Genomic DNA, 11,860 nt, shown 5'->3' with positions numbered 1-11,860 from the left:
ACCGGGCCCGTCATCGACCTCGGTGAGTGGCTGGCCGAACTGAAGCTGCCGAAGGGCGGGTTGGTGCGCGTCTGGCGGGCCTCCTGACCGGAGCGGGGCGGTGCGCACTAGCGTGGCTCACGCAGACTTCACGCCCGGCCCGTTGTGCTGGGCGGCGTGGGAGGAGATGACCGGGTGCGGGTACTCGTGGTCGAGGACGAGAGCAACCTTGCCGACGCGATCGCGCGCGGGCTGCGGCGCGCGGGTATGGCGGTCGACGTGGCCTACGACGGGACCGACGGCCACGAGATGGCCTTCATCACGCGGTACGACGTCGTGGTGCTCGACCGGGACCTGCCGGGAATGCACGGCGACGAGATCTGCGCGGCGCTGGTGTCGTCGGGGGCCCTGACCCGGGTACTGATGTTGACGGCCAGCGGCAGCGTCGCCGACCGGGTCGAGGGGCTCCAGCTCGGCGCGGACGACTACCTGCCCAAGCCGTTCGACTTCGCCGAGCTGGTGGCCCGGGTGCAGGCGCTGGGGCGGCGGGCCACTCCGGCCACGCCGCCCGTGCTCACCGTGGCGGACCTCGTACTCGACCAGGCCCGGCACGTGGTGACCAGGGCCGGCCGGCCGATTGACCTGACCCGCAAGGAGTTCGGGGTGCTGGAGGAGCTGCTCAAAGCGGACGGAGCGGTGGTGTCCAGCGAGGAGCTGCTGGAACGGGTGTGGGACGCCAACGCCGACCCGTTCACGACGACGGTACGGGTCACAATGATGACGCTGCGCAAGAAGCTGGGCGAGCCGGCGTTGATCGAGACCGTCGTCGGAGCCGGGTACCGGCTTCGCGCCGAGGAGACCGCCACGTGACCCTTTACGACGCGCGCAGTCGACGGCGTCCCCGCCCGACGCTGCGGCTGCGGCTCACCCTGCTCAACGGCATCCTGCTCATCGGTGCGGGCGCGGTACTGGTCCTGCTGTCGTGGACCGTCGTCAGCTCCGCACTGCACCCGTCCGACCAGCTCCGCGCCGGTACTCAGGTGCAGCTCGCCGACGGGCGGACCGTGGACGCCCGGGCCTGGCAGGACGGGCTGATGCGCACCGCCGAGCGGGAACTTCTGGTCAAGGGTGCCGGGGCGCTGCTCGCGATCGGTGCCGCCGGGGTGATCGGGGCCTACCTTGTGGCCGGCCGGGCGCTGCGGCCGCTGCACGCCGTCACCGCCGCCGCCCGGCGGCTGTCGGGGGAGACGCTCGACGAGCGCATCCGCTACGACGGCGCGAACGACGAGGTTGCCGAACTCGCCGCCACGTTCGACGCCATGCTCGACCGGATCGGCACCGCGTTCGAAAGCCAGAAGCGCTTCGTCGCCAACGCGTCTCACGAGCTGCGCACCCCGCTCACCGTCATGCGTACCGAGATCGATGTGACCCTCGCGGACCCCGACGCCGACGTGGCCGACCTGCGCCGGATGGGCACCGTCGTGCGCGACGCCTCCATCCGGGCCAACGCGCTCGTGGACTCGCTGCTGCTGCTCGCCCGTACGGAGGCCCAGGCGGGGCGGCGGCTGGCCCGCAAGGTGCCGGCCGACCTGGCCACGGGCGTGTCGACGGCGTGCGCGTCGGTACGCCAGGAGACCTCCCGGCTCAGCCTGGACGTGACGACCGAGCTGGCCCCGGCGCCCGTGGTCGGCGATCCTGGCCTGCTCGAACGCCTCGCCGGCAACCTCATCGAGAACGCTGTGCGCTACAACCACCTGGGCGGTCGGATCTGGGTACGCACCTGGGCCGACGACACCCAGGCGTGGCTCGTGGTGGGTAACACCGGCTTCGAGGTGGAGGCCGCGGACGTACCGGGGCTGTTCGAACCGTTCCGGCGCGGTGGGCGGGAACGGACCGGCGCGCGGGGCTCCGGGCTCGGGCTGTCCATCGTGCGGGCGGTGTGCGACGCGCACGGCGGCGCGGTGACCGCGGTCGCTCTTGACGGTGGGGGACTGGAGGTGACGGTACGCCTGCCGGCCGCCGCCACTACGCCGCTGCTTACCGGGTCAGCGGCTGTTCCCCCGTCGACTTCACCATGATCACCCGGAGTTTTGGGTGTCATGGCGCCCAAAACTCCGGGTGATCATGGAGAGGGCGGATCAGGCGGCGACGGCTTGGCGCTTGGCCTGCTGCAGGCGGTGGGTGGTGACGCCCAGTTCGCCGGCGATCGCAGCCTGGGTCAGGCCGGGCCGTTCGGCCTTCAGCTGCTCGGCCAGCTTGAGCAGCTCAGCCGCTGGCAGGTCGCGGCCGACGGGGCGCGGTGTCACCGGCGGGGTCTCGGCGGGGGCCGTCACGGCGGGGGCCGTCACAGCCGGGGCCGTCACAGTCGGGGCAGCGGTGGTCGAGGTCGCCTTCGTTGTGGCCCGCTTACGTGGCGCGGCCTTTGTGGCCTTGGCCGGTGCGGTCTTCGTGGCGCGGGGCTGGCTGGCCCGGCGTGCCGGCGACCGCTTGGGCTGGGCGTCATCCGGGACGGCGACGGTGGCCGGCTCGACGGTGGCCGGCTCGACAATGACGGTCTCGACCTCGGCCGGCTTGTCGGCCGTGACCTCGACCACGGCCTCGGCCGGATTGTCGGCCGTGACCTCGACCCCGGCCTCGGCCGCGGCTGTTTCGAGCGTCCGGATCCGGCCGGCCAACTCGACCAGGCTCACGCTGGCGACGACGATCAGGCCGTCCACCGACAGCGGGAGCAGGTACGGCGATGGTCCGGTCTCGCCGTACCGCGCCGCGACGCCGACCATGTGCCAGTACGACACCCAGGCGGCGATGCCGGCGATCGTCGAGGTCGCGATGATTCGCACTGCGGCCAGGGAACGGCGGTGCACCGGTATTCGGGAGATCAGCTCGACGGTGAGCAGCAGCGCCAGCGGCGGCCAGGCGGCGATGACCTGGCTGACCGGGTTGGGTTGGGCGTGCAGGATGTTGGCTGCGACCGAGGCGGCCACGCCCAGCGCGAGGGCGCTGCGGACCGCCCAACGGATGCGTTGTAGCTGTGGCAGAGGCATCCGTCGATTCTGTTGAATCCCCGGTGGCGCGCCACCCCTTTCCGCGGCGTGTCGACTGTGACATCTGTTCGATCATGCAGAGGGGCGCCCTCCTCCACGAAAACGCGGAGGAGGGCGCCCCTCTTGCCGAAAGACCGTCAGGCGGGCAGGCTCGCCACACCCTTCGGCAGGAACCGCTTACCGGTGACCTTCTCCGAGGTGCCCGTCCGGTCCAGGTACGGCGTGACGCCGCCCAGGTGGAACGGCCAACCCGCACCGAGGATCATGCACAGGTCGATGTCCTGCGCCTCCGCCACGACGCCCTCGTCGAGCATCAGGCGGATCTCCTGGGCGAGCGCGTCCAGGGCCCGGGTCCGGACCTCATCCGCGGTGAGCGGGGAGTCGCCCACCTGGAGCAGCGCGGCGACCTCGGGGTCGACCTCGCCGTCGGAGGTGAGGAAGCCCGGCTTGCCCGCCTCGACGATCCGGGCGAGGTTGGCGCTGACGCCGTACCGGTCCGGGAACGCCCCGTGCATGGTCCCGGCCACGTGGTGCGCCACGCCCGGCCCGACGAGCTGCAGCAGCGCCAGCGGGCGCATGGGCAGGCCGAGCGGGTCGAGCGCGGAGTTCGCGACGTCCAGCGGCGTACCGGCGTCGACCGCGGCGAAGATCTCACCCAGGAACCGGGTGAGCAGCCGGTTGACCACGAACGCCGGGGCGTCCTTCACCAGTACGCAGGACTTCTTCAGCTTCTTGCCGACAGCGAACGCGGTCGCGAGCGTCGCGTCGTCGGTCCTCTCCGCCCGGACGATCTCCAGCAGCGGCATCATCGCGACCGGGTTGAAGAAGTGGAAGCCGACGACCCGCTCGGGGTGCTCCAGGTCGGCGGCCATCTCAGTGACCGACAGCGACGAGGTGTTGGTCGCCAGCACGGCCTCGGGCTTGACGATCTTCTCGATCTCGGCCCAGACCTGCTTCTTGACGCCCAGGTCCTCGAAGACGGCCTCGATGACGAAGTCTGCGTCGGCGAAGGCGCCCTTGTCGACCGAGCCGCTGACCAGGCCCTTGTACTTGGCGGCCTTGCCGGCGTCCATGCGGCCCTTCGACACCTGCTTGTCGATCTCGGCGTGGACATACCCGACGCCCTTGTCGACCCGGGCCTGGTCGAGGTCGGTCAGGACGACCGGCACCTCCAGGCGGCGGGCGAACAACAGCGCGAGCTGCGACGCCATGAGACCGGCGCCGACGATGCCGACCTTGGTGACGTCGCGGGCCAGGCCCTTGTCCGGCGCCCCGGCCGGCCGCTTGGCCCGCCGCTGCACCAGATCGAACGAGTACAGGCCGCTGCGCAGCTCCTCGCTCATCACCAGGTCGGCGAGGGCCTCGTCCTCGGCGGCGGTGCCGTCGGAGAACGTCGCGTCCTTGGCCAGGCCCAGCAGTTCCAGGGCCTTGTACGCGGCGGGGTGCGCGCCGTGCAGCCGCTCGTCGAGCTGCTGCTTGGCAAAGAACAGCACGCCGTCCCACATGTCCCGGTCGACCTCGGGGCGCTGCACCGTGATGTCGCCGCGAACCACGCCGGCGGCCCATTCGAGCGACCGCTCCAGGAAGTCGGCAGCCTCGAACAGCTCGTCGGCGATGCCCATCTCCCGCGCCTGTTTGGGCTTGAGCATCTTGTTCATCATCAGCGGGTTCTGAATGATGACCTGCGCCGCGCCGGGGATGCCGATCAGGTTGGGCAGCAGTTGCGTGCCGCCCCAGCCGGGTACCAGGCCGAGCGAGACCTCGGGCAGCGCGAGCGCGGCCGCACCGGTCGACAGCGTCCGGTAGTGGCAGTGCAGCGCCAGCTCCAGGCCGCCGCCCATCGCCGCGCCGTTGACGAACGCGAACGTCGGGATCTGCGAGTCCTTCAGCCGCTTGAAGATGCGGTGACCGGTCCGGCCGGTCTCGAGCACCTCGGAGCGGGAGCGGGCCTGCGGGATGACGGTGACGTCCGCGCCGACACAGAAGATGTACGGCTTGCCGGTTACCGCGATGAACCGCGGGTTGCGCTCGAGCGCGGTGGAGATCGCGGCGTCCAGGCTGGCGAGACCACCGGGGCCGAACGTGTTGGGCTTGGTGTGGTCGAACCCGTTGTCGAGCGTGATGAGCGCGGCCTCGCCGTCCAGGCCGGGGACGGCGATGAAGCGTACGAGTGCCTTGGTGACGACCTCGTTGGTTGGCTGCGTCACTTGTTGCCCTCCCAGTTCGGGTTCTCCCAGATGACCGTGCCGCCCATGCCGATGCCGATGCACATCGCGGTCAGGCCGTACCGCACCTCGGGGTGCTCGGCGAACTGCCGCGACAGCTGCGTCATCAGGCGGATGCCGGAGGAGGCGAGGGGGTGGCCGATGGCGATGGCGCCACCCCACGGGTTCACCCGCGGGTCGTCGTCGGCGATGCCGAAGTGGTCCATGAACGCCAGTACCTGGACGGCGAACGCCTCGTTGAGCTCGAACAGGCCGATGTCGTCGATGGTCAGGCCGGCGATCTTCAGCGCCTTCTCCGTCGACGGGACCGGGCCGTACCCCATGATCTCCGGCTCCACGCCGACGAAGCCGTAGCTGACCAGCCGCATACCGACCGGCAGGCCCAGCTCCCGGGCGACGTCCTCGGCCGCGATGATCGCGGCGGTGGCGCCGTCGTTGAGGCCGGCCGCGTTGCCCGCGGTGACCCGGCCGTGCGGGCGGAACGGCGTCTTCAGCGTGGCGAGCTTCTCCAGGCTGGTCTCGCGCGGCGCCTCGTCGGCGCTGGCCAGACCCCAGCCGGTCGCCGGGTCGCGCACGGCGACCGGCACCAGGTCGGGCTGGAGCTTGCCGTTGGCGTACGCCTTCGCGGTCTTCTGCTGCGAGGCGAGCGCGAAGGCGTCGACTCGCTGCTTGGTGATTTCCGGTAGCCGGTCGTGCAGGTTCTCCGCGGTGGAGCCCATGACCAGCGCGGACGGGTCGACCAGCTTCTCGGCGATGATGCGCGGGTTGGGGTCGACGCCCTCGCCCATCGGGTGGCGGCCCATGTGCTCGACGCCGCCGGCGATGGCGATGTCGAGGGCGCCCATGGCGATGCTGGACGAGACCGTGGTGACCGCGGTCATCGCGCCCGCGCACATGCGGTCGATGGAGTAGCCGGGAGTGGTCTTGGGCAGACCGGACAGCAGGGCGGCGGTCCGGCCGAGCGTCAGGCCCTGGTCGCCGATCTGGGTGGTCGCGGCGATCGCGACCTCCTCGACGCGCTCGGGCGGCAGCTGCGGGTTACGCCGCAGCAGCTCACGGATGCAGCGGATGACGAGATCATCGGCGCGGGTGTTCGCGTACATCCCTCCGGCCTTGCCGAAAGGGGTGCGCACACCGTCGACGAAGACGACGTCGCGGACGGTACGGGGCACGGAGAGCCTCCTTGCGGACGGTCTTTTCCGCAGATGTTACTCGCCAGTAGGGTCACCGGTAGAGGTGACCGTTGTGGCGCGACCCACACTGACGGTTTATCTTGCCGCCGATCGCGGGCGGCACACGTCGATCTAGGAAGAATGGCGCCACAAAACGGGCGCCAGCGGGCCACTCCTCCTAGATCGACGCGGAAGGGGGCTACTCGGCCGGAGCGCGCAGCGCGTCCGTCAGGCCGGCTGCCGTCAGTTCGATCTGCCAGCGCCGGGCGCCGAACCCGGCCAGCACCTCCCGCACCGTCTCCTCGTCCAGCGGGTCGGGCGGGGACCAGGCCAGCCGGCGCACCGTGTCGGGCGTGATCAGGTTTTCCGGAGGAAGCCGGTGCGTTGAGGCGATGCCGCTGACCAGTTCCCGGCAGCGGGCCAGGCGCGCGGCGGCGTCGGGGTCCCGCTCGGCCCACCGGTGCGGCGGCGGTGGCCCCTCCGTCGGCAGCGTGACCGGCAGTTCCGAGTCGGACAGCGTGCGGGCCTCACTGAGCGCGTCGAGCCAGGTGCCGGCCAGTCGGCGTACCGACCGGCCGGCGAAGCCGGGCAGCGCGATGAGCGCCCGTTCGTCCTTCGGGTCGCCCGCGGCGGCGGCGACGATCGCGGCATCGGGCAGCACCCGGGTAGGCGTGGCGTCCCGGCGGGCCGCGATCGCGTCCCGCGCGTACCAGAGGGCGCGTACCCGCGAGAGGGCACGCGCTCCGCGTACCCGGTGGATGCCCGAGGTGCGCCGCCACGGGTCGGGGCGGACGCGGGGCGGCTGGCCGGCGCTCGCCACGAGCGCGGCGAACTCCTCGGCCGCCCACTGTGCCTTGCCCTGGCGCTCCAGTTCGGCCGCGAGGGCCTCGCGCAGGTCGCTCAGCAGTTCGACGTCGAGCGCCGCGTAGCTCAGCCACGACTCGGGCAGCGGCCGGGTCGACCAGTCGGCGGCCGAGTGGTGCTTCTCCAGGGCGTACCCGAGCAGCGACTCCGTCAGGGCGGCCAAGCCGACCCGCTCGAAGCCGGCCAGCCGGGCGGCGAGTTCCGTGTCGAACAGCCGCTGGGGCAGCAGGCCCACCTCGGCCAGGCAGGGTAGATCCTGGCTGGCCGCGTGCAGGATCCACTCCGCGTCGGCGATCGCCTCGTTGAGCACGGTCAGGTCGGACAGCGGGATCGGGTCGATGAGGGCCGTTCCGGCGCCCTCCCGCCGCAACTGCACCAGGTAGGCCCGCTGCGAGTACCGGTAGCCCGAGGCGCGTTCGGCGTCCACCGCCACGGGACCGGTGCCGGCGGCGAAGCGCCGGGCCACCTCCGCCAACTCGGCCGGCGTGGTCACAGGGGACGGTGTGCCGTCACGGGGTGCGGTGAGCAGGACCGAGGCGGGCGACGCCGACGGCTCTTCCGCGTCCCGACGGCTTTGGGGGGCTTCGTCGGTCACGTCGCCTACGGTACGGCGCGGGCGTTCCGGGTAGGTGCAGCTGGGTCGGCGCGTCGGGTTCTCCGTGCCGGTGAGCGCCCCGTCAGGCCCGGGCAGCGGGCATGGGTGGGCGCGGCTCGGGCAGCGCGGTCACGCCCGGTGGCGGCAGCCCGGCGGTCAGGGCGAGCAGCGCGCACCACCCTTCCAGGTGGATGGCCAGATCCTCGTCGAGCGGGGTCCAGGACGCGCGGATCTCGACGTCGGCCGTGCCGGGCGGCCCGGCCAGGGTGCCGAACCGGGTCGACAGCGTCTGCGTCACGGTGCCGCCGATCGCGGTGTAGGCAGCGCCGTGGCTCGCCAAGGCGTCCAACAGCCAGCTCCAACCCACGTCGGGCAGCATCGGGTCGGCGGCGAGTTCGGGCTCGAGCTCCGCCGTCACGTACGTGACGAGCCGCGTCGTGCCCTCCCACGCCTCGTGTCCGGCGGGGTCGTGCAGCAGGATGAGTCGCCCCGTCGCCACCTCGTCGCCGTCGCGCATCACGGTGCCGCTCATCGCGTACCCGAAGGGCGCGAGCCGCTGTGGCGCGGGCACCTCCTCGAGGATGATCTCGGGTCGGTGCTGCCCGGCTTGCAGCCGGGCGACGGCGCGGGTGAACGCCTCCGGGGGGACGGTCGAGGGCGCCATACGACGAAGCGTAGGCCCGAGTGGCCGCTAAGCGGGCCCGCCGCGCCGAGAAGCGTGCCGCTTGCGTCACCGGGAGTCGGTCATTTCGGGTTCGTCCGGTCACCACGCGTGCTGGATCAGTGAACCGCGTGTCCCTAATTGAGGTGCCGCAGGCGGCGCGTGGCACGATGGCGTGCGATGAGCGAATCTCTCCAGCCTGCCCTCGCCGAGTCCCCGTTCCTGCGCGCCTGCCGCCGTGAACCGGTGCCGTACACGCCCGTCTGGTTCATGCGCCAGGCCGGGCGCTCGCTGCCCGAGTACCGCGAGGTGCGCTCCGGTATCGGCATGCTGGAGTCCTGCCGGCGCCCGGACCTGGTCTGCGAGATCACGCTGCAGCCCGTACGCCGGCACGGGGTGGACGCCGCGATCCTCTTCAGCGACATCGTGGTGCCGGTCGCGGCCGCCGGGGTCGACCTGGACATCGTGCCGGGCACCGGACCGGTCGTCGACAAGCCGGTAAGGACCCTCGCCGACGTCGAGGCGATCCCGTCGCTCGCGCCCGAGCAGGTCGACTACGTCACCGAGGCGATCCGGCTGCTGCTGCCCGAGCTGGGCGCCACGCCGCTCATCGGGTTCGCCGGGGCGCCGTTCACCCTCGCGAGCTACCTCGTCGAGGGCGGCCCGTCGCGTACGCACGCCAAGACCAAGGCGCTCATGTACACCGCACCGAACGTCTGGCACGCGCTGTGCGCCCGGCTCGCCGAGATCACGCAGACGTTCCTGCGGGTACAGGTGGACGCCGGCGTCTCTGCCGTCCAGCTCTTCGACTCGTGGGCCGGCGCGCTGTCGCAAGCCGACTACCGCCGGTACGTGCTGCCGCACTCGAAGGCCGTGCTGGACGGGATCACCGAGGTCCCGAAGATCCACTTCGGGGTCGGTACCGCCGAACTGCTCGGCGCCATGGGCGAAGCCGGGGCCGATGTGGTCGGCGTGGACTGGCGTACCCCGCTCGACGTCGCCACCCGGCGCATCGGGCCGGACAAGGCGGTGCAGGGCAACCTGGACCCCTGCACGCTCTTCGCGCCGGCCGACGTGATCGAAGCGGAGGTACGCCGGGTGCTCGACGAGGGCCGGGCCGCCCCGGGACACGTGTTCAACCTCGGGCACGGCGTGCTTCCGGACACCAACCCTGAGGTGCTGACCAGCGTCGTCGAGCTGGTCCACGAGCTGTCGGCGCGCTGACCCGGGGACGATAGGTACATGCGCATCGTCGTCGTCGGGGGCGGTATCAGCGGGTTGGCCGCCGCGCAGCGGCTGGTCGAGCGGGGCGCCGAAGTGGTGCTCGTGGAGCAGGGCTCCCGGCTGGGCGGAAAACTTCACACGACCGAGATCGCCGGCGGGCCGGTCGAGCTCGGCGCGGAGGCGTTCGCGGTCCGGGACCCGCAGGGCAACCCGAGCGCCGCGATCGAGCTGGTGAACGCGGTCGGGCTGGCGGACTCGCTGGTGTACCCGGCGATCGGCAAGGCGGCGCTCGCCGTCGACGGGCAGCTGCGGCCGATGCCGGCGGGCACGCTGATGGGCGTACCCGGTGATCTGGATGCCCTCGACGGGGTCGCAGCGGCCGCTCCGGAGCGCGACCACGACGGCGGCCGGCCGCTCCTGGGGCCCGAGGAGGACACGGGCGTCGGCGTGCTCGTGCGTCGGCGTCTCGGCGACGAGGTGGCCGACCGGCTCGTCGACCCGATGCTCGGCGGGGTGTACGCGGGCCGCGCCGACCACCTCTCCCTCGCGGTGACCATGCCCGCCCTCGCCGCGACCGCTCGGCGCGAGCACACCCTGGTCGGCGCGGTACGCGCGGCGCTGGCCGCCCGGCCGGCGAGCAGCGGGCCGATCTTCGGCACGATCGTCGGGGGAGTGGGGCGCCTGGTGTCGGCCGTGGCCGACCGCCTGGGCGGGGTCGACCTCCGGCTCGGGCTGCCGGTCCGGTCGATCACGCCGGCCGGCGCGGGCTGGCAGGTGACCGTCGGCTCCACCCGGGACCCGGAGACGATCGCGTGCGACGCGGTGGTCCTCGCGACCCCGGCGACACCGGCCGCGCGGCTGCTGGCCGAGGTCGCCCCCGGCGCTTCCACGCTCGTCGGCACGCTCGACTACGCCAGCGTCGCGCTCGTCACCCTCGCCCTGCCCGAGGTCGAGTTGCCCGAGCTGTCGGGGCTGCTCGTGCCGGCGACGGAAGGGTATGCGGTGAAGGCCGCCACCTTCTTCGACCGGAAGTGGGCGCACATGCGCCGGCCAGGGGTGACCCTCGTGCGGACGTCGCTGGGCCGCTACGGCGACGAGCGGGTCCTGCAGCGCTCCGATCCCGAGCTGGTGGACCTCGCCCACGCCGAGCTGGGCCAGCTGCTGGGCCGGCCGCTGCCGGCGCCGATCGAGTCGCGGGTACAGCGCTGGGGCGGCGCGCTGCCGCAGTACGCCCCGGGCCACCTCGAACGGGTCGCCTCCGCCCGGGCCAGCGTGCCGGCGACCGTCGCCCTCGCCGGCGCAGCCTATGACGGGGTCGGCATCCCCGCCTGCGTCCGGTCCGGCTGGGTAGCCGCCGACCGAGTTCTGGAAGGATTGACGTCATGACCGAGACCGAGTCGCAGACCAACGCAGCCCGTATCCGGGACCTCAACGCCACCATCCGGTACACGATGTGGTCGGTGTTCCGGGTCGACGACCCGCTCGGTCCGGCGCCGCGCGACGAGATGGCCGCCGAGGTCGAGGCTCTGTTCGCCCAGTTGGCCGACAAGGACGTCGTGGTGCGCGGCACCTACGACGTGTCCGGCCTGCGGGCCGACGCCGACCTGATGGTGTGGTGGCACTCGTCCAGCCCCGACGCACTGCAGGAGGCGTACGGGATGCTGCGGCGCACCGCGCTGGGGCACAACCTCGAACCGGTGTGGTCGCAGATGGCGCTGCACCGCCCGGCGGAGTTCAACAAGAGCCACCTGCCGGCGTTCCTCGCCGACGAGCACCCCCGCGACTACGTCTGCGTCTACCCGTTCGTGCGCTCGTACGAGTGGTACCTGCTGCCCGACGAGGAGCGCCGGGCCCTGCTGGCCGAGCACGGCCGGATGGCGCGGGGCTACCCGGACGTGCGGGCCAACACGGTCGCGGCGTTCGCGCTCGGCGACTACGAGTGGATGCTCGCGTTCGAGGCCGACGAACTGCACCGCATCGTCGACCTCATGCGTGACCTGCGCGCCTCCGGCGCCCGCCGGCACGTCCGCGAGGAGATCCCGTTCTTCACCGGCCGGCGCCGGTCCGTCGGCGACCTGGTCGCAGCGCTGCCCTAA

General features: G+C 72.3%; 10 protein-coding genes. 5 read left to right on the top strand and 5 right to left on the bottom strand.

The window, feature by feature from the left end; translation table 11 throughout:
* Positions 1–174 precede the first annotated feature (174 nt).
* A complete protein-coding gene (locus tag HC028_RS05400; RefSeq protein WP_168073564.1) occupies positions 175–849 on the top strand; it encodes a response regulator transcription factor in 675 nt (224 codons plus the stop codon).
* Entirely contained in the window at positions 846–2,057 is a 1,212-nt protein-coding gene (locus HC028_RS05395; protein ID WP_168073562.1) for a sensor histidine kinase, read from the top strand. Before HC028_RS05400 ends, HC028_RS05395 begins: the two co-directional genes overlap by 4 nt.
* Before the next feature lie 60 nt (positions 2,058–2,117).
* Here the strand turns inward: HC028_RS05395 and HC028_RS05390 are convergent, their stop codons facing one another.
* The 5 genes from HC028_RS05390 to HC028_RS05370 form a co-directional block, all read right to left on the bottom strand.
* Positions 2,118–3,023, bottom strand: coding sequence for a DUF2637 domain-containing protein (locus tag HC028_RS05390; protein ID WP_168073560.1), 906 nt, complete (start codon positions 3,021–3,023; stop codon positions 2,118–2,120).
* 137 nt (positions 3,024–3,160) lie between these two features.
* Entirely contained in the window at positions 3,161–5,230 is a 2,070-nt protein-coding gene (locus HC028_RS05385) for a 3-hydroxyacyl-CoA dehydrogenase NAD-binding domain-containing protein (protein WP_168073558.1), read from the bottom strand.
* Positions 5,227–6,420 (bottom strand): thiolase family protein, encoded by a 1,194-nt coding sequence (locus tag HC028_RS05380; protein ID WP_168073556.1) that lies wholly within the window; start codon positions 6,418–6,420, stop codon positions 5,227–5,229. The genes HC028_RS05385 and HC028_RS05380 overlap by 4 nt, the downstream gene beginning before the upstream one ends.
* Positions 6,421–6,619: 199 nt before the next feature.
* A complete protein-coding gene (locus HC028_RS05375; RefSeq protein ID WP_168073554.1) occupies positions 6,620–7,879 on the bottom strand; it encodes an HRDC domain-containing protein in 1,260 nt (419 codons plus the stop codon).
* An 82-nt stretch (positions 7,880–7,961) separates the two neighbouring features.
* Complete coding sequence (locus HC028_RS05370) at positions 7,962–8,543, bottom strand: DUF3000 domain-containing protein (protein WP_168073552.1); 582 nt, start codon at positions 8,541–8,543, stop codon at positions 7,962–7,964.
* A 177-nt stretch (positions 8,544–8,720) separates the two neighbouring features.
* Between HC028_RS05370 and hemE the strand changes: the two genes are divergently transcribed.
* From hemE to hemQ, 3 genes are read left to right on the top strand one after another with little or no spacing between them, the layout of a single operon-like run.
* Positions 8,721–9,764 (top strand): uroporphyrinogen decarboxylase, encoded by a 1,044-nt coding sequence (hemE, locus tag HC028_RS05365; protein WP_168073550.1) that lies wholly within the window; start codon positions 8,721–8,723, stop codon positions 9,762–9,764.
* 18 nt (positions 9,765–9,782) lie between these two features.
* Positions 9,783–11,150, top strand: a complete 1,368-nt coding sequence (gene hemG, locus HC028_RS05360; RefSeq protein WP_168073548.1) for a protoporphyrinogen oxidase — start codon at positions 9,783–9,785, stop codon at positions 11,148–11,150.
* The gene (gene hemQ / locus HC028_RS05355) at positions 11,147–11,860 is read left to right on the top strand and encodes a hydrogen peroxide-dependent heme synthase (RefSeq protein WP_168073546.1); all 714 of its coding nucleotides are present in this window, start codon (positions 11,147–11,149) and stop codon (positions 11,858–11,860) included. Before hemG ends, hemQ begins: the two co-directional genes overlap by 4 nt.

It is taken from the genome of Planosporangium flavigriseum, assembly GCF_011947225.1.
Lineage (GTDB): Bacteria > Actinomycetota > Actinomycetes > Mycobacteriales > Micromonosporaceae > Planosporangium > Planosporangium flavigriseum.
This window is presented reverse-complemented; position numbering and strand designations above follow the sequence as displayed.